General features: G+C 69.2%; 21 protein-coding genes. 6 read left to right on the forward strand and 15 right to left on the reverse strand.

The window, feature by feature from the left end:
• Window positions 1–3: 3 nt before the first annotated feature.
• From A2G96_RS30750 to chrA, 4 genes are all read right to left on the reverse strand, one after another.
• A complete protein-coding gene (locus A2G96_RS30750) occupies window positions 4–843 on the reverse strand; it encodes a DUF4198 domain-containing protein (RefSeq protein WP_062803891.1) in 840 nt (279 codons plus the stop codon).
• A gap of 18 nt (window positions 844–861) precedes the next feature.
• Window positions 862–1,386, reverse strand: coding sequence for a DUF2271 domain-containing protein (locus A2G96_RS30755; RefSeq protein WP_062804226.1), 525 nt, complete (start codon window positions 1,384–1,386; stop codon window positions 862–864).
• 57 nt (window positions 1,387–1,443) lie between these two features.
• On the reverse strand, window positions 1,444–2,100 hold the full coding sequence (locus A2G96_RS30760) for a PepSY-associated TM helix domain-containing protein (protein ID WP_062803892.1): 657 nt from the start codon (window positions 2,098–2,100) through the stop codon (window positions 1,444–1,446).
• 227 nt (window positions 2,101–2,327) lie between these two features.
• Complete coding sequence (gene chrA, locus A2G96_RS30765) at window positions 2,328–3,551, reverse strand: chromate efflux transporter (protein WP_062803893.1); 1,224 nt, start codon at window positions 3,549–3,551, stop codon at window positions 2,328–2,330.
• Window positions 3,552–3,915: 364 nt separating this feature from the next.
• Between chrA and A2G96_RS30770 the strand changes: the two genes are divergently transcribed.
• Together A2G96_RS30770 and A2G96_RS30775 are read left to right on the forward strand one after the other, a co-directional pair.
• Window positions 3,916–5,469, forward strand: a complete 1,554-nt coding sequence (locus A2G96_RS30770; protein ID WP_062803894.1) for a methyl-accepting chemotaxis protein — start codon at window positions 3,916–3,918, stop codon at window positions 5,467–5,469.
• Window positions 5,470–5,593: 124 nt separating this feature from the next.
• Window positions 5,594–5,845, forward strand: a complete 252-nt coding sequence (locus A2G96_RS30775) for a GlsB/YeaQ/YmgE family stress response membrane protein (RefSeq protein WP_062803895.1) — start codon at window positions 5,594–5,596, stop codon at window positions 5,843–5,845.
• Here A2G96_RS30775 and A2G96_RS30780 read toward each other — a convergent pair.
• The 7 genes from A2G96_RS30780 to cyoA all read right to left on the reverse strand — a co-directional run bounded on the left by A2G96_RS30780 (window position 5,818) and on the right by cyoA (window position 15,421).
• Complete coding sequence (locus tag A2G96_RS30780; protein ID WP_062803896.1) at window positions 5,818–9,093, reverse strand: transglycosylase domain-containing protein; 3,276 nt, start codon at window positions 9,091–9,093, stop codon at window positions 5,818–5,820. The two genes, A2G96_RS30775 and A2G96_RS30780, sit on opposite strands and share 28 nt — an antisense overlap.
• Window positions 9,094–9,320: 227 nt before the next feature.
• Window positions 9,321–10,358 carry an aldo/keto reductase gene (locus A2G96_RS30785; protein ID WP_062803897.1) on the reverse strand — a complete coding sequence of 346 codons (1,038 nt, stop codon included), beginning with the start codon at window positions 10,356–10,358 and terminating at the stop codon, window positions 9,321–9,323.
• 65 nt (window positions 10,359–10,423) lie between these two features.
• Window positions 10,424–11,242, reverse strand: coding sequence for an SURF1 family protein (locus tag A2G96_RS30790; RefSeq protein WP_082819167.1), 819 nt, complete (start codon window positions 11,240–11,242; stop codon window positions 10,424–10,426).
• On the reverse strand, window positions 11,239–11,634 hold the full coding sequence (gene cyoD / locus A2G96_RS30795; RefSeq protein ID WP_062803898.1) for a cytochrome o ubiquinol oxidase subunit IV: 396 nt from the start codon (window positions 11,632–11,634) through the stop codon (window positions 11,239–11,241). The genes A2G96_RS30790 and cyoD overlap by 4 nt, the downstream gene beginning before the upstream one ends.
• Window positions 11,631–12,314 carry a cytochrome o ubiquinol oxidase subunit III gene (gene cyoC / locus A2G96_RS30800; protein WP_062803899.1) on the reverse strand — a complete coding sequence of 228 codons (684 nt, stop codon included), beginning with the start codon at window positions 12,312–12,314 and terminating at the stop codon, window positions 11,631–11,633. Before cyoC ends, cyoD begins: the two co-directional genes overlap by 4 nt.
• Window positions 12,307–14,310, reverse strand: coding sequence for a cytochrome o ubiquinol oxidase subunit I (cyoB, locus tag A2G96_RS30805; RefSeq protein WP_062803900.1), 2,004 nt, complete (start codon window positions 14,308–14,310; stop codon window positions 12,307–12,309). The genes cyoC and cyoB overlap by 8 nt, the downstream gene beginning before the upstream one ends.
• 94 nt (window positions 14,311–14,404) lie before the next feature.
• Complete coding sequence (gene cyoA / locus A2G96_RS30810; protein WP_062803901.1) at window positions 14,405–15,421, reverse strand: ubiquinol oxidase subunit II; 1,017 nt, start codon at window positions 15,419–15,421, stop codon at window positions 14,405–14,407.
• Between the two features lie 164 nt (window positions 15,422–15,585).
• Between cyoA and A2G96_RS30815 the strand changes: the two genes are divergently transcribed.
• From A2G96_RS30815 to fabG, 3 genes are all read left to right on the forward strand, one after another.
• Complete coding sequence (locus tag A2G96_RS30815; RefSeq protein ID WP_062804228.1) at window positions 15,586–16,902, forward strand: MFS transporter; 1,317 nt, start codon at window positions 15,586–15,588, stop codon at window positions 16,900–16,902.
• A 145-nt stretch (window positions 16,903–17,047) separates the two neighbouring features.
• On the forward strand, window positions 17,048–18,277 hold the full coding sequence (locus A2G96_RS30820; RefSeq protein WP_062803902.1) for an NAD(P)/FAD-dependent oxidoreductase: 1,230 nt from the start codon (window positions 17,048–17,050) through the stop codon (window positions 18,275–18,277).
• Window positions 18,278–18,335: 58 nt separating this feature from the next.
• A complete protein-coding gene (gene fabG, locus A2G96_RS30825) occupies window positions 18,336–19,067 on the forward strand; it encodes a 3-oxoacyl-ACP reductase FabG (protein WP_062803903.1) in 732 nt (243 codons plus the stop codon).
• 31 nt (window positions 19,068–19,098) lie between these two features.
• On the opposite strand, the gene A2G96_RS30830 is transcribed toward fabG, so the two are convergent.
• Window positions 19,099–20,004 (reverse strand): LysR family transcriptional regulator, encoded by a 906-nt coding sequence (locus A2G96_RS30830; RefSeq protein ID WP_062803904.1) that lies wholly within the window; start codon window positions 20,002–20,004, stop codon window positions 19,099–19,101.
• Between the two features lie 134 nt (window positions 20,005–20,138).
• On the opposite strand from A2G96_RS30830, the gene A2G96_RS30835 reads away from it, so the two are divergent.
• The gene (locus A2G96_RS30835; RefSeq protein WP_062803905.1) at window positions 20,139–21,446 is read left to right on the forward strand and encodes an SGNH/GDSL hydrolase family protein; all 1,308 of its coding nucleotides are present in this window, start codon (window positions 20,139–20,141) and stop codon (window positions 21,444–21,446) included.
• Here A2G96_RS30835 and A2G96_RS30840 read toward each other — a convergent pair.
• From A2G96_RS30840 to A2G96_RS30850, 3 genes are all read right to left on the reverse strand, one after another.
• Window positions 21,404–22,057 carry a glutathione S-transferase family protein gene (locus tag A2G96_RS30840; protein WP_062803906.1) on the reverse strand — a complete coding sequence of 218 codons (654 nt, stop codon included), beginning with the start codon at window positions 22,055–22,057 and terminating at the stop codon, window positions 21,404–21,406. The genes A2G96_RS30835 and A2G96_RS30840 overlap by 43 nt on opposite strands.
• 30 nt (window positions 22,058–22,087) lie before the next feature.
• A complete protein-coding gene (pip, locus tag A2G96_RS30845; RefSeq protein WP_062803907.1) occupies window positions 22,088–23,044 on the reverse strand; it encodes a prolyl aminopeptidase in 957 nt (318 codons plus the stop codon).
• A gap of 65 nt (window positions 23,045–23,109) precedes the next feature.
• Window positions 23,110–23,997 carry a LysR substrate-binding domain-containing protein gene (locus tag A2G96_RS30850; RefSeq protein ID WP_062803908.1) on the reverse strand — a complete coding sequence of 296 codons (888 nt, stop codon included), beginning with the start codon at window positions 23,995–23,997 and terminating at the stop codon, window positions 23,110–23,112.
• Between the last annotated feature and the right edge of the window lie 37 nt (window positions 23,998–24,034).

Here is a 24,034-nt window from a genome sequence, read left to right on the forward strand (position 1 = left end):
GGCTTATTGCGGCAGCACTTCCACCGTCACCGCATAGACGGCGCGGCGCGACCTGGCCTGCTTGAAGGTGGTCTTGTCGTCCTTGACCTCGGCTTCCATCCAGTACATGCCCGGGGCCGGCCACTTGACGCTGAACTTGCCGTCGGCGTCAGTGGTGGCGCTGAACTCCTGCAGCTGGTCACGGTAGCGGATGCCGCCCGGCACCACCGCCACCTTCAGGTTGCTGGCGGGTTTGCCGTCGAGCAGCAAGCGGAAGCTGGCGGTGTCGCCGGCGACCAAATCGTTCGGGTGCGTGATCGGCGCCAGCTCCAGGCCGCGGCCGACGATGCGCAGGCCCTTGTCGCTGGGTTTGCCGGCGGTAACGAACGATTCGATGCGGCCCTCGGCCTGCGTGACCTGCAGGTCCTGCGCGTTGGCCGGGATCGCGCCGGCGAAGTTCTCGGCGCTGCCGCGCCAGCGCTTGGGCTGGCCGTCGACCTTGTAGCTGGCGAACAGGCCGTTGTTGACCACCGCCACGCGATACGTGCCGGGCTGGGTCAGGTGCAGGTCGAAGGTGCTGCGGTACTTGCCGGTGGCCGCGTTCTGCGCCTTGACCGCGCTGCCGTCGGGCGCGGTCACCTGCAGGTTGTCGAGCCGCATCGGCACGTGCTCGAAGTAGAACAGGTCGTTCGAGACCGCGGCGTCGACGGTCACCCACGGATCGCTGCCGGACAGCACGGTGGCCGACGGCAGCAGCCACTGGCGGTGCGCGTGCGCGGCCAGCGGCGCGAGCGCGGCCAGCGCCAGCACGGCGGCGCGCACCGCGACGCGGGAAGATGCGGCGGACATCAGGGAAGGTTTCATGGTCGGGCTCCGGGAAGGTTAAGGCTTCAGGTCGACGGTGACGCCGCCGAGTTCGTGTTCGCCCTTGGCGCGGGCGGTCTGTGCGGATTGCGGCGGCCACGTGAAGGGCACGCGCAGCAACTCGCGCCCGCCCACTTCACGCGCGGCTTCCACCACCAGCTGGTAGTTGCCGGCGGGCAGCTTGCCCAGCGGCGCCTTGCCGTCGCTGAAGCTGACGCTGTGCTCGCCCGGCGCGCGCGTGGCGCCGGAGATGCCGTCGGCCGGCATGTGCAGGTCGCGGCCGGCCTTGCGCCACCACTGGCGCATGTCCTTGAGCCACTTGGTGCCCTCGCCGTCCTTGAGCTTGCCGTCGTACCAGACCGCCAGGGTCTGCACCGGGCTCTGGTCGGCGCGCTCGACCCACATCGCCACGTAAGGCCGGTGGTACTCGGCCACGGTCAGGCGCGGGATATCGACCTTGACGTTCAGGTCCGCGGCCAGCGCGGGGCCGGCCAGCGGCACGGCGGCCATGCCGGTCAGGGAGACGGAGAGCAGTCGGCGCATATCGGAGAAAACCTCGTCAGTGAGATGCAGGAAGCAGATCGGCTCGAACGCCACCGATCAATGGATAAACAGGATCGCCAGCAGCAGCGGCACCACCAGCCCGAGCCCGACCAGCGGCCAGGTCGCCACGCGCCCGCCCGCATGCAGCTTGAGCAGGAACAGGCCGGTCACGCAGAACACCAGGCACGCCAGCGCGAACGCGTCCAGGAACAGGCTCCACGCGGCGCCGGTATTGCGGCCCTTGTGCAGGTCGTTCAGGTAGGAGATGGCCCCGCGCGAGGTGTTCTCGTACTGCGCCTCGCCGCTGTCGAGCGCGATGCTGACCCAGGCGTCGCCGCCCGGGCGCGGCAGCGCCACGTAGATTTCGTCGGCGGACCATTCCGCCTCGCGCCCGCTGGCGTCGATATCCAGCGCCTGTGCCAGCCAGTCGGCCAGCACCGCCGGCACGGGCGCCCGGGTCTCGCCTGACTGCGCCCCGGCGGCCGGGGCCGCGGCCCGGACCTTGTCCAGCACGCGCGCAGGCAGCGTCGCCTGCCGCGTCTGCACGGCGGGCCTGGCCTCGATCTGGCCGGCGTGGTTCAGCGTGAAGCCGGTGACCGCGAACAGCAGCATCCCGACCAGGCAGATCGCGGAACTGATCCAGTGCCACTGGTGGAGATGCTTGAGCCAGAAGGCACGGCGCTGCTGGCCGGCGGCCGGCTGGGTGTCGGTCATTGCGGTGGGTCGGCAGGCGCGGTCTGGTCTGGCCACGCCCGGTCTTGCCTGGATACGGGTAGCTGGAGCGCCCCCTGGAACGCTTACATGGCGTCAGTATGTGCCATGGCCGGCACAAGGAGGCGCGGAAGAGAGAAGGATAATCGTTCGCATTTGAAAGCGCAAACGGTGGGCGGGCGGGGCGGATTACAGTGCATTACAACGTCAAGCCGCGTTCGCCAGGCCCCTCAAACCACCGCGGCCACCGCCCACCCCGCCACGCCGCTGGCCACCACCACCAGCCACGGCGGCAACTTCCAGCGCATCATCGCCACCAGTGCCAGCGCCACCAGCACGATGTCCAGCGGGCCCTGCACCGCGCTGGTCCAGACCGGATGCCACAGCGCCGCCAGCAGCAGCCCGACCACGCCGGCGTTGATGCCGGCCAGCGCCGCCTGGGCGCGCTGGTTGCGGCGCAGGCTTTCCCAGAACGGCAGCGCGCCCAGCACCAGCAGCGCACCGGGCAGGAAGATGGCCAGCGTGCACAGCAGTCCGCCGGCCACGCCGGTGGGCGGGCTCTGCATGGCCGCGCCGAGGAAGGCGGCGAACGTAAACAGCGGCCCCGGCATCGCCTGCGCCGCGCCGTAGCCGGCCAGGAAGGCTTCCTTGCCGACCCAGCCGGGCGTCACCACGGCCGCATCCAGCAGCGGCAGCACCACGTGTCCGCCGCCGAACACCAGCGCGCCGGCACGGTAAAAGGCGTCGAACACGCGCACGGCCGGATCTGCGGCCCACTGCGCCAGCAGCGGCAGGCCGGCCAGCAGCACGGCAAACAGCGCCAGCGCGAGCACGCCGCCGCGATGCGTTACCGGCAGGCGCAGCGGTTCATGCGCGCCGCCCAGCGCCGGCCGCAACAGGGCCATGCCGGCCACCGCGGCGGCGGCCATCAGCGCCACCTGCGCCCACGGCCCCGGCCACGCCAGCACGGTGCCGGCGGCCACCAGCATGATGGCGATGCGCACCGGGCCGACACACAGCGTCCGGGCCATGCCCCACACCGCCTGCGCCACCACCGCCACCGCCACCAGCTTCAGCCCGTGCAGCACGCCCGGCGCCGCGGCCATGCCGTAGTGGGTCACCCCCAGCGCGAACCCGATCATGATCACCGCGGATGGCAGCGTGAAGCCCACCCATGCCGCCAGCGCGCCGCCGTAGCCGGCGCGCGCCAGCCCCAGCGCGATGCCGGTCTGGCTGCTGGCCGGTCCGGGCAGGCACTGGCACAGCGCCACCACGTCGGCATAGGCCGCCTCGCTGAGCCAGCCGCGCCGGCGCACCAGTTCCTCGCGGAAATACGCCAGGTGGGCCACCGGGCCGCCGAACGAGGTCAGGCCGAGCCGCAGGAAGATCAGGAACACCGCAAGCGGGCCGTCGTGGCCGCGGGTGTCGTCGGAGGGGCTGGGCAAGGAGGCCATGGGGCGGTTTGCGGGCAAACGGAAGCGTGGGGAGGCGTGCGCAGGACAGCGCAGATTCTGACCGATTTTGCCGGCGCGGGGTGACAAAGCGAAGGCGGAAGCACGCGCTCGCGCCCAACGGCACGAACGAAGCGCTGCACAGCGCACAACGTCCACAGGGCTTTTGAAACCAAACAACCACACTGCCAGTATGGCGGACCTACCTCAATCAAGTTACGTCCGTTTTACGCCGTTATGCCGCAGACGCATGCGCCGTCGGCCAAGGTTCCCTGCAAGCCGGCCCATACGCGCCACCCCGCTGGCACGGCGATGCGCATCACCGATGAGAAGCGTAAAGCGCGAAGAAGATGGAGGAGTGGAAGCGATGCTGCACAACCTGAGCCTGAAGAAAAAACTGCTGTTGCCGCTGGTGCTGAGCTGGGTCTGCCTGCTTGGCATCACGCTGTGGAACGCGTGGCACATCCGCACGCTGCGCATGGAGGAGCGCCGGCTCGACCTGGCCCACGTCACCGACACCGCGGTCTCGGTGGTGGCCGAGTACGAAGCCCTGGCCAAGGCCGGCAAGATGCCGGCCGAGGAAGCGAAGCAGCAGGCGATCGAGCGCGTGCGCGCGATGCGCTTCGGCGCGGACGGCTATTTCACGCTGATGCGCTCCGACACCGTGGTGCTGATGCACCCGTTCAAGCCGGAGATGAACGGCAAGGCGATGGAGGGCATGAAGGATCCGAACGGGGTCTACCTGTTCCGCGACATCGCCGCGATCGGCAAGGGCCCGGGCAAGGGCTTCGTCGAATACCTGTGGCCCAAGCCGGGCGCGCAGGCGCCGCAGCCCAAGCTGAGCTACGTCGCCAACTTCCGCCCCTGGGACTGGAACTTCATCGCCGGACTGTACCTGGACGACATCGAGGCGGCGTTCCGCGACGAGCTGTGGAAAGCGATGGGCCTGCTGCTGGCGGTGGGCGCGCTGATGTCGCTGGTGATGGTGCGGGTCGCGGCCAGCCTGCAGCGCCAGCTGGGCGGCGAGCCGGCCACCACCGCGCAGATCGCCGGGCGTATTGCCGAAGGCGATCTCGCCAGCCAGGTCCAGCTACGCGCCGGCGACCAGGACAGCGTGCTCCATGCCATGCACCGCATGCAGGCGCGCCTGACCGGCGCGATCGGCAGCATCCGTGGCTCGGCCGATTCGATTGCCGGCGCGGCCAAGCAGATTGCCGCGGGCAATGCCGACCTGTCGCGCCGCAGCGAGGAGCAGGCCGCGTCGCTGCAGGAAACCGCCGCCAGCATGGAGCAGCTCACCAGCACCGTGCGCCAGAGCGCGGAGAACGCGCGCCAGGCCAGCCACCTGGCCGAGGGCGCATCGGACATCGCCGTGCGCGGCGGCGCCATCGTCAGCCAGGTGGTGGACACCATGGGCGAGATCAAGAGCGCCTCGGGCAAGGTGGTCGACATCATCGGCGTGATCGAGGGCATCGCCTTCCAGACCAATATCCTGGCGCTCAACGCTGCGGTCGAGGCGGCCCGCGCCGGCGACCAGGGCCGCGGCTTCGCGGTGGTGGCCGGCGAGGTGCGCACGCTGGCACAGCGCAGCGCCACCGCGGCCAAGGAGATTAAGGCGCTGATCGGCAACTCGGCCCAGCGCGTCGAGGACGGCGCGGTGCTGGTCGAGAACGCCGGCAAGGCGATGGACGAGATCGTCGATGCGGTCAAGCGCGTGACCGACCTGATGGGCGAAATGCGCGCCGCCACCGAGGAGCAGACCGGCGGCATCGAGCAGGTCAACCAGGCGGTGTCTCAGATGGACCAGATGGCGCAGCAGAACGCCGCGCTGGTGGAACAGGCGGCGGCCGCGGCTGCGTCGCTGGAAGACCAGGCCGAGGCGCTGCACCGCGCCGTCGGGCAGTTCCGCCTGGCCGCCTGAGCTGCGTCGCCGCGGGCGCCATCCGCCTGCCGCGCCCTGCGTGTATGATGAAGCGAAGCCGGCCGCACAGGCGGCCGGCCCAGTGCATCAGACCGTTACCGCAGACCACTGACAGGAGCGCACCATGATGGCATTCATTGGCACCGTGTTCGTTGGCCTTATCGTCGGCCTGATCGCCAGGGCGGTAAAGCCCGGCGACGACAAGCTGGGCTGGATCATGACCATCATCCTGGGCATCCTGGGCTCGGTGGTCGCGGGCTATGTCGGCCGCGCGCTGGGCTGGTACCAGCCGGGCGAGCCCGCGGGCTGGGTCGCGTCGGTCATCGGCGCGATCGTGCTGCTGGTCATCTACGGCATGGTGCGCCGCAAGGCCTGACTGGCGCGGCGCACGCCGGCCGCGTCGTTGTCGGCCAGGCCCGGCACCTGCGGCGGGGCCGGCGGCGGCATCGCGGCCACCTCTTGCCGCGCCGGCGCCTGCAGCGCGGCTTCCAGTCCCGCGCCCAGGCCCTCGGCCAGGACCGTGCCGGGCATGCCGTCGCCCGGCGCCGCCATGGTCGGCGCCAGCGGCGCGCGCAGGCCCGGGGCCGCGTCGCGGCAACGCAGCAGCGCGCGGTCGCCGCCCGGCGCCATCGCCGACACCTGCGGCGCGATCGCCCGCAGCACCCGCACCGCCAGCGCGCTGGTAAAGCTGTAGCGCGCCGCGTACGGTTCGCGCACATTGACCACCACGGTGCCGAAGAAGCGCTCGCCCAGCGTGAACACGAAGGTCGCCGACCGGTTCACCGAGCGCGACGAGATCAGCCGCCCGCCCGGCCCGTAGACCTGGAAGCGCTGGTCGCCGGTGCCGGTCTTGCCGGCCACGGCCAGGGTCGCGCCCTCGCGCCCCGGCACCGTGAACGCGCCGCGGATCGACTTGGCGGTACCGCGCTCGACCACATCCAGCATCGAACGGCGCGCCAGCTCGGCCACCTCGGCCGGCAGCACGCGCTTGCCCGGGCCCGGCTGCAGCACGTAGCGGGTGGCGTACGGGGTGCCGTCGGCGAACGCCAGGCTGCGCACCGCCGAGTTCTGCGTAACCACGCCGCCTGACAGCAGGATGCCGGCCAGCTCGGCCAGCGCCGCGGGGCGGTCGCCGGCAGCGCCGATGGCGCTGGCATACGACGGCGTCAGCGAGTCGAACGGATAGCCCAGCCGCTGCCAGCGCCGCGCGATGCGCTTGAAGGCGTCCTGCTCCAGCAGCGTGCGGATGCGGTTATCCTGGCCGGCCTTGCTGCGCGTCTTGAACAGCCACTTGTACACCTCCTGGCGCTCGGCGGTGCTGGCGCGCAGGATCTCCGGCAGCGTCGCGTCGGGATGCTGGTCCAGGTATTCCACCATCCACAGTTCCAGCGGATGCACCCGCGACAGGTAGCCGCGGTCGTTCAGGTTGAACTTGTCCTTGCCGTACTTGCGGTACAGCGCCGGCAGGTCTTCCTTGGCCAGCTGCTTGTCGCCCAGGCGCGCGCGCATGATGCGGATATAGCTGTCCTCGTCCAGCGCGGGCCGCGCGCTCAGCAGCGTCACCGACATGCGCACCGCGTTCAGGTGCGGCGTGGTCATGCGCACCCGCCCCAGCAGCGTGGCCAGCCGCTGCTCGGAGGTCTTGCCGCGGTAGCGCTGGTAGAAGTTGGTCATGTAGGCGCTGCCCTCCTGGTCGGCAAAGCGCTCCAGGTAGGCGCGCCGGCCCGGCGCGTCGCGGTCCTCGAGCAGGTTGCCGATGTCGGGGTTGGCGTGGAAGGTCTCGTAGCGCACGATGTCGCGCATCATGCGGATGAACACCAGGTTGACCGAATGCTGGAACGCGGTGCGCACGGTCAGGTTGCGCAGGCCTGACTCGCGCTCGAAGTTGGTGAAGCTCTGCAGGCCGCCGCCGGTGTAGAAGGCCTCGCCGGCACCGCCCGCATACTTGCGCTCCATCGCCGCCTCGAGCATCGGCATCAGCTCGCGCTCGGCCGGCTTGCGCGCCTTGGCCAGGTAGTCGACCGCCCAGCGGCTGAGCGCGTCCTGGCGCGCCAGCGGCACCGCGGCCAGCTCGGCGCTGGTCATGCCGGCATAACGCGCGTGCAGTTCGCTGATGATCTCGAGGTAGGTCACCAGCGTGCGCAGCTTGGCGGTGGAGCCCAGGTTCAGGCGCGCGCCGCTGTTGATGTCGAACGGCTGGTCGATATTGTCGGCCTGGATCCGCACCACGCTGGCATTGCCGACGCGCTCGTACAGCGTGAAGCTGGCCATCAGCTTCGACGGATCATCGTGGTCGCGCAGCAGGTTGTGGCCATACAGGCCCATGGCGCGCGCGTCGGCCTTGTTGTTGACGCGCTGCAGCGTGTCGACGACGATGCGCTGGGCCTCGCGGTTGATGGTGCTGTCCACGGTCAGGTCGAGCCGGTCCATGTCGTAGCGGCTCTCGACGCCGGTCAGCCGGCCGATGTCGGCGCGCACGCGGTTGACGGCCTTGCGCGTGACAAAGGGCTCCTGCGGCGGGCGCTGCGGCGCCGACGCCTTGTCCAGCGGCTGCGCCAGCGCCGCGTCGCGCAGTTCGGCGGTGATGATGTTGTTGGCCGCCATCAGGCGCAGGTAGCTGCCGGTCAGCGCGTCCAGGTTGGTGTCGTCGCGGCGCAGGTGGTACGACGGGCGGCGCTGCGAGATGATCAGCGACAGCGCCCGCTTGAACGCCTGCGCCTGGCGCGGGTCCGGCGCGCGCTGGTCCATCTCCTTGAGCAGCCGGTTGACCTCGCTGAAATCCTCGCCGTACCAGACCCACAGCGCATCGCCGATGCCGTTGATCTCGCCGAAGCCGGCGCGCGCCGACAGCGGCACCGTGTTCAGGTAGTCGACCACGATGCGCTCGCGCGCGCGCTGCGTGTCGGGGCCATCGAGGTAGGCGCGCAGCGATGCCGACGCCATTTGCCGGAATTTCTCGGGGATCGAGGTGGTGCGGCCCTCGGGCGAATGCCGGTATTTCTCGATCTGCGTCGCCAGCGTGCTGCCGCCGGGCGCATCGTGCGACTTGTCGGCCAGGCGGATCATCTGGTCCAGCACCGCGCGCGACAGCCGGCGCCAGTCCAGCGCCGGATTCATGTTGGGGTATTCCGGATTGAGCAGGCCCTGGTTCTCGACGTACAACAACGCGCTTACCAGCACCGGCGGCACCGCGCCGAAATCGGCGTACTGGCGTTGCGGGTAGCGCTCGAACGCCAGCGTCAGGCCGTTGCAGTCGCGCAGCAGCAGGCCCGCCTGGTTCTTCTCGCGATACGGCGTGAACAGCCCTTCGTCGATCAGGCGCACCATGTCGGGCGACATGCGCGCCTGTTCGGCAGGCACGTAGCCGCGCTGCTCCAGCCGCTGCGCGAACAGCGGCAGCCTGCCGTAGCCCATGCGGGCGTCATAGGGTCCGGAATGCGGGAAGCGGATGCTGTCGCTGGCTCCCGGCTGGATCTCGAACGTCAGCCGCTGGCCCAGGCTGCCGATCAGCCGCGCCTGCCAGTGCGAGTTGCGCACCTCGCTTGCGACAACGCTATACACGACATAGGCGCCGCCCGTGAGGGCGACCGCCAAGCCAGCGAAAATCCAGCCACGACTCGACACGTTTGGGGCTTCCTCGGTGGGCCGGCGCAGCGCGCGAATTCCTCCATGCGCCGGCTCGAAGCGCGATGTTTTCGCGGTGCGCGCTGTTGCGCGCCCGCGTGTATTGATATTAGTAGGAGTCGCGCCCGTGTGCATCAAGCACGCGTGGGCGTCGCGTGCCGTTGCAGGCGGGCGTCACCTCAGGCAGCGCCTGCGCCACTTCCCGTGCGTCCGAAAGGCGCCGCGGATTATCGGCCAGCCGCCGTGCGCCCGACCGGCCTGCCGATCAGGGGATAGCCCGGATCGTTGTAGCCCGGCGTCGAGGCATGGCCCGGCGACACCAGCGCATCGATCATGGCCTCTTCCTCCGGCGTGATCGCGGCACCGAGCGCGCCGAAGTAATCCTCGAACTGGGCCAGCGTGCGCGGGCCGGCGATCACCGACGAGATGATCGGGTTGGCCAGCACCCAGGCGGTGGCGAACTGGCCCGGCGTCAGCCCGCGCGCTTCGGCATGGGTCTTGAGCTGCTGCGCAATGACCAGCGATTCCTCGCGGAACTCGGTCTCCATCATGCGGCGGTCGGCGCGGCCCGCGCGCGTGCCCTCGGCCGGCGCCTGGCCGGGCGCGTACTTGCCGGTCAGCACGCCGCGCGCAACTGGGCTGTAGGGCACCACGCCCAGGCCGTAGTGCTCGCACGCGGGCAGGATCTCGACCTCCGGCAGCCGGTTCAGCAGGTTGTAGTAGGGCTGGCACGCGACCGGGCGCGGCACGCCCAGCTCGGCGCACAGCCGCACGATCTCGGCGATGCGCCAGCCGCGGAAGTTCGACACCGCCCAGTAGCGGATCTTGCCGCTGCGCACCAGGTCGTCCATGGCGCGCACCGGCTCTTCCAGGTTGGCGCCGGGATAGTCGCGATGCAGGTAGAGGATGTCGATGTAGTCGGTCGCCAGCCGGTGCAGGCTGTCCTCGACCGCGCGCGTGATCCACACGCGCGAGTAGTGGCCGTGGTTGGGCGCGGCCTGCATGGCGTTGCCGAGCTTGGTGGCCAGCACCCAGTCGTGGCGGTCGGCGGTCAGCAGGCGCCCCACCATCTGCTCGGACGCGCCCTTGCTGTACACGTCCGCGGTATCGATGAAGTTCACGCCGTGGTCGCGCGCGCTGGCCACGATGCGGCCGGCCTCGGCCTCGTCGGTCTGGTCGGCGAACATCATGGTGCCGAGGCACAGCGCCGAGACGCGCAGGTTGCTGGCGCCGAGGCGGCGGTACGGCATGGAGAGGTCTGGCATGGCGGCTCCTTGGGATGGGACAGCCCACATTGTGCCGCCAGCCGGCCGGGCTTGCCGGCGCGGCGTCAGCGGCGCGCGCGGCGCTTGCGGTATTCCTCGCGCCCCACGTAGGCCGCGGCGGCCGCCACCATCAGCGCCAGCCCGTACCAGGTCAGCGCGTAGCCGAGGTGGTTGTTGGTAAAGGCCGTCACCGTCAGCCCGCCCACGGGCCAGGCCTTGGGATCCGCCCCGGCCGGCGGCGGCACCGCCGCGGCGTCGATGAAATACGGCGCGACCTGCCCCAGCCCGCGGTGCGCGGCGATCGCCGCCACGTCGCGCGAAAACCACTGGTCGCGCGCCGCGTCATTGTGGCGCAGCAGGCCGGTGCCGGGCTCGCTCATGCGCAGCAGGCCGACCACTTCGGCGGGGCCGCTGCCGGCGGGCGCCACGCGCGTGCGGTACGGCTCGGCGACGAAACCGCGGTTGACCAGCACGGTGCTGCCGTCGGCCAGCCGCAGCGGCGTCATCACCCAGTAGCCGCCGCCCTGCTCGGTCACCGCCTGCACCAGGGTCTGGCGCTCGTCGACGAAGGTGCCGCTGGCGCGCACGCGCCGGTATTCGGCATTGGCCTTGGTCAGTCCCGCCCACTGCGCCGGCGCGGGCGCCGCCACCGGCGGCGCATGGACGCGCTCGGCCACCTGGGCGATCAGGCCGAGCTTCCAGGCGCGGCGCTCGACCTGCCAGTTGCCCAGCGCCACCAGGCCGGCGATGGCCGCCGCGGCGAACAGGGCCAGTGCGGTCAGCCAGACGGTCGACAGCGGGCGCGGGGATTCGGGGGCGCCTTGGCTGGCGTGGGCGGTGCGCAATTTTTCGACCGGCGCGCGGTCGTCGGTGGAACCGGTCAAGGCAGGGTCTTGGTGGTATGCATGCCCGGCATCATATTGGAATTCAGGTGGAACATCACCCATAGCGTGCCGGTCAGCGTGATCACCACCAGCACCAGCGTGAAGATCAGCGCCAGCATGTTCCAGCCTCCCTCGGACCTGGCGTTCAGGTGCAGGAAGTAGACCATGTGCACCACGATCTGCACCGCGCCCAGCGCCAGCAGCACCATCGCGGTGGTGCTGGACTGTTCGAACACCTTGCCCATCACCAGCCAGAACGGAATCGCGGTCAGGATCACCGACAGCACGAAGCCGGTCACGTAGCCGCCGAGCGAGATATGGATTTCGCTTTCACCGTGGCCGTGATCGTGTCCATGACCGTGGGCCGGCAGCGTGTCGTCGTGCGCGCTCATGGCAGCACTCCCATCAGGTAGACAAAGGTAAAGACGCCGATCCAGACCACGTCGAGGAAGTGCCAGAACATCGACAGGCACATCAGGCGCCGCTTGTTCTCGGGGATCAGCCCGTGGCGGCGCAGCTGCACCACCAGCGTGACCAGCCACACGATGCCGAAGGTCACATGCAGCCCGTGGGTGCCGACCAGCGCGAAGAACGAGGTCAAAAAGCCGCTGCGCTGCGGCCCGGCGCCCTCGCCGACCAGGTGCGCGAACTCGTAGATCTCGACCGCGAGGAAGGCCGCGCCCAGCAGGCCGGTCACCGCGAGCCAGCCCTGCGTCGGCCCCAGCCGGCCGCGCTGCGTCTCCAGCATGGCGAAGCCATAGGTGATCGACGACAGCAGCAGGAACGAGGTGTTCAGCGCCACCAGCGGCAGGTCGAACAGCTCCGCGCCGGACGGCCCGCCCGCGTAGTTGCGGCCCAGCACGCCGTAGGCGGCGAACAGGCACGCAAAGATCAGGCAGTCGCTCATCAGGTAGAGCCAGAAACCGAGCATCGTGCCGTTGGGCACGTGGTATTCCTCGGTCAGGTAGAAGCGCAGCTCGGCCGGCTGCGCAGGCGCGGGCGCGCGCTGCGGCGGGGCCTCGTGCGGGCGCGCGCCCTCGGCGGTAAAGGGGGGAGCGAAGGTATCAGCCATGGCTGGCCAGCAGCGCGCTGCGCTCTGCCTCGGTGCGGTGGACCGTTTCGGCCGGGATGTAGAAATCGCGCCGGTAGTTGAAGGTATGGCCGATCGCCGTGACCAGCGTGGCGGCGAAGGCCAGCGCCGCCAGCCACCAGATATGCCAGATCAGCGCGAAGCCGCACAGCGTGCTCAGTGCGGCCAGGATGATCCCCGCGCCGGTGTTCTTGGGCATATGGATCGGGATGAAGCCGTGCTCGGGCCGCTGGTAGCCGTGCGCCTTCATCTGCCACCAGGCGTCGTTGTCATGCACCAGCGGCGTGAAGGCAAAGTTGTACGGCGGCGGCGGCGAAGAAGTCGACCACTCCAGCGTGCGGCCGTCCCAGGGATCGCCGGTGACATCGCGCAGCGACTCGCGGCGCAGGTAGCTCACCACCAGCTGCACCAGGAAGCAGCCGATCCCCAGCGCAATCAGCAGCGCGCCCACGCCAGCCAGCTGGAACCAGATCTGCAGCGAGTGGTCCTCGAAATGGCTGACGCGCCGGGTCACCCCCATCAGCCCGAGCACGTAGAGCGGCATGAACGCCACGTAGAAGCCGACCAGCCAGAACCAGAACGAGCACTTGCCCCAGAACGGATCCAGCTGGTAGCCGAAGGCCTTGGGGAACCAGTAGGTGATGCCGGCCATCAGCCCGAACAGCACGCCGCCGATGATCACGTTATGGAAATGCGCGACCAGGAACAGGCTGTTGTGCAGCGAGAAATCCGCGGGCGGCACCGCCAGCAGCACGCCGGTCATGCCGCCGATCACGAACGTCACCATGAAGCCCACGGTCCACAGCATCGGCACCTCGAAGCGGATGCGCCCGTGGTACATGGTGAAGAGCCAGTTGAACAGCTTGGCCCCGGTGGGGATCGAGATGATCATGGTGGTGATGCCGAAGAACGAGTTCACGCTGGCGCCCGAGCCCATCGTGAAGAAGTGATGCAGCCACACCAGGTACGACAGCACCGTGATCACCACCGTGGCGTAGACCATCGAGGCATAGCCGAACAGGCGCTTGCGGCAGAAGGTGGCGACCACCTCGGAGAACACGCCGAACACCGGCAGGATCAGGATGTAGACCTCGGGGTGGCCCCAGATCCAGATCAGGTTCACGTACATCATGGCGCTGCCGCCAAGGTCGCTGGTGAAGAAGTTCATGCCCAGGTAGCGGTCGACCGCCAGCATCGCCAGCGCCGCGGTCAGCACCGGGAACGCGGCGATAATCAGCACGTTGGTGCACAGCGCGGTCCAGGTGAAGATCGGCATGCGCATCAGCGTCATGCCGGGCGCGCGCATCTTGACGATGGTGACCAGCAGGTTGATGCCTGACAACAGCGTGCCCACCCCCGCCACCTGCAACGACCACAGGTAGTAATCCACGCCCACGTCCGGGCTCTGCAGGATGCCGGACAGCGGCGGATAGGCGAGCCAGCCGGTGCGCGCGAACTCGCCGACGAACAGCGACATCATCACCAGCACCGCGCCGCCCACTGTCATCCAGAAGCTGAAGTTGTTCAGGAACGGGAACGCCACGTCGCGCGCGCCGATCTGCAGCGGCACGACAAAGTTCATCAGGCCGGTGACCAGCGGCATGGCGACGAAGAAGATCATGATCACGCCGTGCGCGGTGAAGATCTGGTCATAGTGGTGCGGCGGCAGGTAGCCCAGGTTGTCGCCGAAGGCAATGGCCTGCTGGATGCGCATCATGATGGCGTCGGCAAAGCCGCGCAGCAGCATCACGATGCCGAGGATCATGTACATGATGCCGATGCGCTTGTGGTCGATGCTGGTGAACCACTCGCGCCACAGGTAGCCCCACTTGCCGTAGTACGTGACGCCGCCGGCCAGCGCCAGCCCGCCCAGCGCCACCACCGCGAAGGTGGCGATCAGGATCGGCTCGTGCAGCGGGATGGCCTCCCAGCTGAGGCGGCCGAAGAGTTGCGTGGCGAGTTCGGATCGCTCCGGCATGTGGATCTCCAGGACAACAACGGCGTTCTAGCTCACGGTCATTCGCACGGCCTTGCGCACCGGCCTGCGCAGCGCCTGCACCAGCGCAGGCGCGCTAGCGCAGCACCTCGCCGGCACCGGCCGCGCCGGTCCCGAACAGCGGTTCGGCCTGCGTGTTGCTGGCCGTGCAGACGGCGGCGCCCAGGCCCGCGGCGCGCTGCGCATCGCGCGCCATCAGGTCTTTCTGGCAGACCTGCCCGGCCTGCACGCAACGGTTCACGATGGCATCGAACAGGTTCGCGTCGACGCTGCCGTAGCGCCGCACCGGCTCGCGTTCGCTGGGCTGCGCGAGCTGCGTGTAGGTGGCCCGGCTCAGCGGCGCGCCGGCGGCCCGCACGGTCTGCACCCAGCGGCCGAAGTCATCGTCGCTCAGTCCATGGAAGCGGAAGCGCATGTGCGAAAACCCCGCGCCGCTGTAGTTGGCGGAGAAGCCCTCGTAGACGCCCGGTCGGTTGACCACCGCATGCAGGCGCGTTTCCATGCCCGGCATGGCGTAGACCTGGCCGGCCAGCGCGGGGATGAAGAACGAATTCATCATGGTGGTGGACGTGATCTTGAAGCGGATCGGCCGGTCGACCGGGGCGGCCAGCTCGTTGACGGTGGCGATGCCCTGCTCCGGGTAGACGAACAGCCACTTCCAGTCCATCGCCACCACCTCCACCGTCAGCGGCTGCGTGCCAGGCGGCAGCGGGCGGCTTTCATCGAGCCGGGTCAGCGGCTGGTAGGGGTCGAGCTTGTGGGTGCTGACCCAGGTGATGGCCCCGAGCGCGATGATGATCAGCAGCGGCGCCGACCAGATCAGCAGCTCCAGCACCGTGGAGTGGTCCCAGTCGGGGTTGTAGTGCGCGTCGGCGTTGGCGGCGCGGTAGCGCCACGCGAACACCAGCGTCAGCACGATCACCGGCACGATGATCAGCAGCATCAGCCCGGTGGAAATGATGATCAGGTCACGTTGCCGGACCGCAAGATCGCCGGCCGGCGACAGCAGCACGGCGTTGCAGCCGGCCAGCGACAGCAGGACTGGCAGCACGACTGCCAGCAATAACCAGCGGATCGGGCGGTGCATGGACATTGTCTGACCGGAAGATCGCATAGCTTTCGGGCCCGCGCCATTTGTACGCCGCGGCGCAAGTGACTTAGACTGGTCTGAGCAACTATGGCAGTGTAGGCGCTCAAGTGCCATTCTTCATGGTGCAATTTGCAGCGCCCTCGCCCACAGACACGGGAGGTATGCCGATGACCACCGCGACCCACCAGCACCGGGCGTCTCCTACAGCACCTCCCGCGCCCGGCGCCGCGCATGTCGCGCCCGCGGAAATCGCCACCGGCGTGGTGATCGGCCGCGCCTCCGAGTACTTCGATTTCTTCGTCTACGGCATTGCCTCGGTGCTGGTGTTCCCTGCGGTCTACTTTCCGTTCGCCGACCGGCTCGACGCGTTGCTTTACGCCTTCGCCATTTTCGCGCTGGCCTTTATCGGCCGGCCCTTCGGCACCGCGCTGTTCATGGGCATCCAGCGCCGCTGGGGCCGGGGCGTCAAGCTGACCGTGTCGCTGTTCCTGCTGGGCACCGCCACCGTCGGCATCGCCTTCCTGCCCGGCTATGCCGCGCTCGGCCCGGCCGCGATCGTGCTGCTGGCGGTGTTCCGCACGCTGCAGGGCGTGGCCTTCGGCGGCTCGTGGGACGGGCTGCCGTCATTGCTGGCGCTGAACGCGCCCGCGCAGCGGCGCGGCTGGTACGCGATGCTGGGGCAGCTGGGCGCGCCCACCGGCTTTATCGTCGCCGGTGCGCTGTTCCTGTTCCTCAACCTCAGCCTCGAGCCGCACGAGTTCCTGGCGTGGGGCTGGCGCTATCCGTTCTATGTCGCGTTTGCGATCAACGTGGTGGCGCTGTTCGCGCGCCTGCGGCTGGTGGTGACGCACGAATACACGCAGCTGCTGGACGAGGACGAGCTCGAGCCCATCAGCACCAGCGAGATCGTCAGGAAGCAGGGCTACAACCTGCTGCTGGGCGCATTCGCCGCGCTGGCCAGCTTTGCGCTGTTCCACCTGGTGACGGTGTTTCCGCTGTCGTGGGTTGCGCTCAACGGCTCGCAGCCGGTTACCGACGTGCTGGCGGTGCAGATCGCCGGCGCCTTCATCGGCATCCTCGGCACCATCGTCTCGGGCGTGATCGCGGACCGCATCGGGCGCCGCACCACGCTGGCGCTGATGGCCATCCTGATCGGCATCTTCAGCCTGTTCGCTCCGTGGCTGATGGGCGGCGGCCCGCTGGCGCAGGACCTGTTCATCCTGCTCGGCTTCGGCCTGCTCGGCCTGTCCTACGGACAGGCCGCGGGCGCCGTGACCTCCAACTTCGAGCGGCGCTTCCGCTACACCGGCGCGGCGCTGACCACCGACATGGCGTGGCTGTTCGGCGCCGGCTTCGCGCCGCTGGTGGCGCTGGGGCTGTCGGCGGAATTCGGCCTGGTCGCGGTCAGCGGCTACCTGCTGTCCGGCGTCGCCTGCACGTTGCTGGCGCTGCGGATCAACCGGGCGTTGGGAACGCATGTCTGACAGGCACAGCGCGACTGCGCTGCTATCGCCGTAAGTCGCGCACAGTGCCCGGGGGCCGGTTTTGCCGGCGCCCGGCAGCGTTCTGAGTACAATTGACGCCCGCCAAAATCCCGTCGTTCCGGATGTGATGCCGGAACCGAAGCTTATGAAAACGGAAACCACGGACGTCGTCATCATCGGCGCAGGGCCTGCGGGCTCGGTCGCTGCTGGCCTGCTGCGCAAGCACGGGATTCCGGTGCTGGTGATCGAGAAAGAAACCTTCCCGCGCTTTTCCATCGGCGAAAGCCTGCTGCCGCAAAGCATGGCTTATCTGGAGGAAGCGGGCATGCTGCGCGCGGTGGTGGAAGCCGGCTTCCAGTACAAAAACGGCGCCGCGTTCGCGCGCGGCACACAGCGCACCGCGTTCGACTTCCGACAGAAGTATTCGCCCGGCTGGGGCACCACTTACCAGGTGCAACGCGCGCAGTTCGACCACGTGCTGATCCGCGAGGCCGAGCGCCAGGGTGCCGAGGTGCGTTTCTCGCATGTGGTGGAGAACGTCGATGTCAGCGGTGCGCAGCCGGAAGTCACCGTGCGCGCGCCTGATGGCAGCCAGTACAACGTGCGCGCGAAGTTCCTGCTCGATGCCTCCGGCTTCGGCCGCATCCTGCCGCGCCTGCTGCAGCTGGAAACGCCGTCGGGCTTTCCGGTACGCAGCGCGATCTTCACGCATGTGGAAGACCGCATCCCGACCGGCACCTTTGACCGCAACAAGATCCTGATCAGCGTGCATCCGCAGCACCAGGACGTCTGGTACTGGACCATCCCGTTCTCGGACGGGCGCTGCTCGCAGGGCGTGGTGGCCGAGAAGGCGTTCCTGGACCGCTACACCGGCACCGAGACCGAGCGACTGCAGGCGCTGGTCGCGGAAGAGCCCGGCCTGGCCGCATTGCTGGCCGACGCGCAATGGGACACGCCGGCGCGCCAGATCGCGGGCTATTCGGCCAACGTGAAGTCGCTGTGGGGCAACGGCTATGCGCTGCTCGGCAATGCCGGCGAGTTCCTCGACCCGGTGTTCTCGTCCGGCGTGACCATTGCCTTCAAGTCGGCGAGCCTGGCGGCGCAATGCCTGGTGCGCCAGCTGCGCGGCGAAGCGGTGGACTGGGAGCATGAGTTCGCGCGGCCCCTCAAGGCCGGCGTCGATTGCTTCCGCGTGTTTGTCGAAGCCTGGTACGAAGGGCGTTTCCAGAAGCTGATCTTCCATCCCAACGCCACCTCGGAAATCCGCGACATGATCGCGGCGATCCTGGCCGGCTATGCGTGGGACCGCGACAATCCCTTCGTCGCCGAGCCGCGCCGCCGGCTGGCGGTGCTGGAAGAGTTCTGCAAGGTCTGATGCGACTCACCGTATGCCAGCCTGCCTTGGCGCGGGCGGTTCTGCAAGGACAACAACCATGAGCCATCCGACCGTGCTGGTCACGGGTTCGTCGCGCGGCATCGGCCGCGCCATTGCGCTGCGGCTGGCCCGCGACGGCTATGACGTGGTGGTGCATTGCCGCTCGCGTCGCGACGAGGCCGACTCGGTCGCCGACGCCGTGCGCGCATGCGGGCGCAAGTCACGCGTGCTGTGCTTCGATGTGTCCCGGCGCGAAGACGCCGCCGGCGCGCTGCTGACCGATATCGCCGCGCATGGCTGCTACTACGGCGTGGTCTGCAACGCCGGCCTGGCACGCGATGCCGCCTTCCCGGCCATGACCGGCGCCGAATGGGACGAGGTGGTGCACACCAACCTCGATGCCTTCTACAACGTGCTCAACCCGGTGGTGATGCCGATGGTGCAGCGCCGCCAGCCGGGCCGCATCGTCACCCTGTCGTCGGTGTCCGGGCTGGTCGGCAACCGCGGCCAGGCCAACTACAGCGCGGCCAAGGCCGGCATCATCGGCGCCACCAAGGCGCTGGCGATCGAGCTGGCCAAGCGCGCCATCACCGTCAACTGCGTCGCACCGGGCCTGATCGACACCGACATGGTCGAGCCGCACGTGCGCGACGAAGCGCTGCGGCTGATTCCGGCGCGGCGCATGGGCACGCCCGAGGAAGTCGCCGCCACCGTGGCCTTCCTGCTGTCGCCCGATGCGGGCTATATCACGCGCCAGGTGATCTCGGTCAACGGCGGGATGTTCGGCTGATGCGCCGGCCGATGCACCGGCCGCTGCACCATCAAACCGCCGTGAATCCCGGCAGCGCCGCGATTTCGCTGGCCAGGAACTCCAGCAGCACCCGCACCGGCGCCGGCTGGTAGCGCCGCGTCGGACAGACCAGGAACGCTTCCTGCGCCGGACCTTGCCAGCGCGGCAGCACCCGCCGCAGCGCGCCGCTGTCCAGCAAGTCCTGCACCAGCCAAGCCGGCGTCATACCGAAGCCGGCGCCGGCCAGAAAGCTCTCGCGCATCGCCAGCGAGTTATTGACGCGGTAGCGGCACGGCGCGCTCACCAGCACCTGCCCGCCCGGACCGTCGAGCACGATGTCGTCGCCGCTGGCGAGCCAGGTAAAGCGCAGGATCTGGTGGCGCGCCAGGTCCGACGGCTGCCGGATCCGCGGATGCCGCGCCAGGTAGTCCGGCGATGCCACCAGCAGGCGCTGCGACACCGCGATACGGCGCGCCACCACATGCGGCGGCAGCGTGGCGCCGAGGCGCACCGCCACGTCGACCCCGGCTTCGACCAGGTCGACGAAGCGGTCGTCGAACAGCAATTCCACCTCGACCTCCGGATAGCGCTGCTGGAACGCCAGCACCAGCGCATTGAGCCGCAGCACGCCCAAGCTGGCGGGCGCGCTCACGCGCACGCGGCCCGAAGGCTGGTCCGATACGCCACGTGCGTCGCTGACGGCTTCGCCGTATTCGTCCAGCACGCGCCGCGCGCGCTCGTAGAAGCGCCGACCGGCCTCGGTCGGCAACAGGCTGGTGGTGCTGCGCGCCAGCAGCCGCACGCCCAGGTCGCGCTCCAGCGCGGCCACGATCTTGCTGATGGTCGGCTGCGTCGACTGCTGCTCGCGCGCCACCGCCGACAGGCTGCCCAGCTCCACCGCGCGCACGAAGACCTGCATTGCCCGGATGGTGTCCATGCCGCTCCTTGTCTTTCGTCATTCCGAATTGGAATGAGCAATATGCCATTTTGCCGGCTACCTGGCATGAGGGGAATGGCCTAACTTTGGTCCCATGCCGGCAACGTTGCCGGCCCACCTGACAGGACCAACCCATGATTTCCAAGCTACGTTTCCTGCGCCGCGTCGCGGCAGCGACCCTTGCCGCCGCCGTCGCCAGCAGTGCAGCGCTCGCCAGCCCGTTGCAAGACCGTGCCTGGCTGACCAGCTGGATGGCGAGCCAGCAGCCGGTGTGGCAACCGGGTGCCCTGCCGCTGCCTACCGGTGTGCCCTCGGTGCTGACGGACCAGACGGTGCGCCAGGTGGTGCGGCTGAGCGTGGGCGGGCGATGGCTGCGCGTGGTGCTGTCAAACCCCTATGGCCGGCAACCGCTTGTGATCGGCGCGGCGCAGTTGGCACCCCACGCCGGCGGCGGCCGCATCGACCTCGCCGGCAACCGCGCCGTGACCTTCAGCGGTAGCGCGACGGTGACGATCCCTGCTGGGCAGTCCGTGGCAAGCGATGCAATCGCCCTCGATACGCCCGCATTGGAAGAACTCGCGCTCAGCCTTCACCTGCCGCAGCGCACCGCGATCGAATCGTTCCATTGGGATGGCCGCCAGACCGCGTGGCTGGCTGCGGGCAATGCGACCGCGCAAGCCGTGCTGGCTGCGCCGCAGACGTTCAACGCGCGCGTCCTGGTGAGCGAGGTGCAAGTCGAAGCGCCGGCGGGCGCGGGCGCCGTGGTTGCGATCGGCGATTCGATCACCGAAGGCAACGGCTCCACCCCCGACACCGACCGGCGCTGGCCGGACTTCTTGGCGCAGCGGCTGGCCAGCGACGGTGTGGCCGTGCTCAACGCCGGCATCTCCGGCGGCCGGCTGTTGCGCGACGGCATGGGGGTGTCCGTACTGGCACGGCTGGATCGCGACGTGCTGAGCCAAGCCCATGTCCGCACCGTGATCGCGGCCATCGGCATCAACGATATCGCCTGGCCGGGCTCGACCTTCGCGCCGCACGACGCCGTGCCGCAGGCCGAAGAACTGATCGAGGGCTACCGGCGCCTGATCGCCCGTGCGCATGCACGCGGCGTGCGCGTGATCGGCGCCACCATCACGCCCTTTGCCGGCGCCTTGCGCGATACGCCGATCCGCGGCTATGACAGCCCGGGCAAGGAAGCCGTGCGGCTGGCAGTCAACGACTGGATCCGCCATGGCGGCGCGTTCGATGCGGTGGTCGATTTCGACGCCGCGGTGCGTGATCCGGCGCGCCCGCAGGCGCTGCTGCCGGCTTTCGACAGCGGCGACCACTTGCATCCGGGCGATGCCGGCTATCGCGCCATGGCGGCGCAGTTCGACCTGAGCCTGCCTGCCCTTGCCGGTCAGTCGCGGTCCGGTGCGCCCGGCGGGAACAGCGGGCGATAGGGCCGCGCCTCGTCCACCGCGCGCGCAAACGACGGCCGCGCCAGCAGCCGCTGGCGATACGCGCGCACGTTGCCGCATGACTCCGGAATCGGCTGCACCCAGTCCGCATAGAACAGCGACGGCGCGGCGGCACAGTCCGCCAGCGTGAAGGCATCGCCCGCGGCCCATTGCCGCGCCGCCAGTTCGGTCTGCAGCCATGCATAGGCCGAGTCCAGCAGCTTGCGATACTCGGCCACGCCATGGGGATCGCGGTTCGCCGCGGGACGCAGGTAGTCGGCCACGATGCGCTGCATCGGCGTCATCACGTACTGGTCGAAGAAGCGGTCGAGCAGGCGCACCTTCAGCGCGGCATCGGGCGGCTCCGGCAGCCAGCGCACGGGGCCGCGATGGTGCTGGTCCAGGTATTCGATGATGATGCTGGACTCGAACACCGAACGGCCGCCATCGACCAGCAGCGGCATGCGCCGCAGCGGCCAGCGCTTGCCGAGTTCGTCCATGTGCTGCGCATGGTCGGGCGACAGCATGTGGAAATCGAAGGGAATCGCGTTCTCGTACAACGCCACGAGGACCTTCTGGCAATAGGACGAAAACGGGTGCGCGTATAGCTCCATCGCTGCTCTCCGGTGATGGTCCGCGCGCGGCTAGCGCTGCGCCGCAAATTGATCGGTCGCGGCAATCAGCTGGTCCATGATGCCCGGCTCGGTCCACGCATGGCCGGCGCCTTCGACCAGGTGGAACTGCGCCTGCGGCCACGCCTGGTGCAGCGCGTAGGCATAGCGCACCGGGCACGGCATGTCATAGCGGCCGTGCACGATCACGCCGGGGATGTTGGCCAGCTTGTGCGCGTCGCGCAGCAGCTGCCCCTCTTCCAGCCAGCAGCGGTGGGTAAAGTAATGGTTTTCCAGCCGGGCGAAGGCCAGGGCGAAGTGCCCGTCGTCATGTTTGGCGCTGTTGCCCGCATCTGGCAGCAGCGTGATGGTCTCGCCCTCCCACACGCTCCAGGCGCGTGCCGCCTCTACCTGCTTGTCGCGGTCCGGGCCGGTCAGCAGCCTGCGGTAGGCCGCCATCATGTTGCCGCGCTCCGCTTCCGGCACCGGCGCCTGGAAGCGCGCCCACTTGTCGGGGAACATCTCGGACACGCCGTACTGGTAATACCAGTCCAGTTCCGCCTGCGACACCGTGTAGATGCCGCGCAGCACCAGCTCGCTCACGCGCTGCGGGTGCTTCTGCGCATAGGCCAGCGCCAGCGTCGAACCCCACGAGCCGCCGAACACCAGCCAGCGCTCCACCCCCGCCAGCACGCGCAGCCGCTCGATATCGTCGACCAGGTGCCAGGTGGTGTTGGCCTCCAGCTCCGCATGCGGGGTCGAGCGCCCGCAGCCGCGCTGGTCGAACAGCAGCACGTCATAGCGCGCCGGATCGAACAGCCGCCGGTGATCCGGCGATATGCCGCCGCCAGGCCCGCCATGCAGGAACACCGCCGGCTTGGCGCCGGGCGTGCCCACGCGCTCGTAGTAGACGACATGCCCGTCGCCGACATCCAGCGTGCCGGTTTCGTAGGGCTCGATTTCGGGGTAGAGGGTGCGCAGGGCGGGCATGGGTGGTCTCCGGATTCGGGAGGCACAGTGTACGCCGGCGGTGATCACCTTGGGCTGTGCCAAGGCTACCGCGCAAACACCCCCATCACCCAATCCCGCAGCAACCGCGTAGCCGGCCGCTCCGCCGCCCGCTCGCTGTAGACCAGGTCATACCGAAAGCTCTCCAGCGCCAGTTCAAAAGGCTGCACCAGCGCCCCCGACGCGAGTTCTTCCGCCACCAGCGTCAGGCTGAGCAGACCCACGCCCTGCCCGGCGATGGTGGCCTGCACCGCGTGGATCTCGTCGGTAAAGCGCAGGCCGGCCTGCGGATCGGCCACCTCGACGCCGGCCTGCGTCAGCCAGTGGCGCCAGACCGGCGCGCGCGCGTCATCGCGCGCGGCGGCGCCCCACTCGAAGTGGACCAGCGTGGCGTGTGTCAGGTCCTGCATGGATGCCAGTTTCAGGGCGGGGCTGCAGACCGGCGCGAAGCGGTCGCGGAACAGCGGCTCAGTCACCAGGCCCGGATAGCTGCCGCTGCCGTAGCGGATCGCCGCGTCGGCATCGTGGTCCAGGTCGACGATCTGGTCCGACGCATCGAGGCGCAGGGTCCAGTCGGGATGCGCGGCGCGGAACTGCCCGGCGAGCGGTGCGAGCCGCCTGGCCATGAACGCCACCGTCGACGTCAGCGTGGCCACGTGCGGACGGCCGCTGCGCTGCACCGCCTGTACCGCGCGCTCCATGCCGTCGAGGCCGTCCCGCACCGCGGGGAACAGCTGATGCCCGGCCGCCGTCAGGCGCACCTTGCGGGTCTGCCGTTCGAACAGCTTCACGCCCAGGCTGTCTTCCAGCGCTCGGATCTGGTGGCTGATCGCCGTCGGCGTGACGTGCAGTTCGTCGGCGGCGTGCTTGAAGCTGGCGCGGCGGGCGGCGGCTTCGAAGGCGCGCAGGGCGCCGAGGGGCGGCAGTTTGCGCAAGGTGGCTCCAATGGATGAGTCTGTTTCATGCATCGAC

Origin of the sequence: Cupriavidus nantongensis (assembly GCF_001598055.1) — a bacterium.
In the GTDB taxonomy this organism is placed as follows: domain Bacteria; phylum Pseudomonadota; class Gammaproteobacteria; order Burkholderiales; family Burkholderiaceae; genus Cupriavidus; species Cupriavidus nantongensis.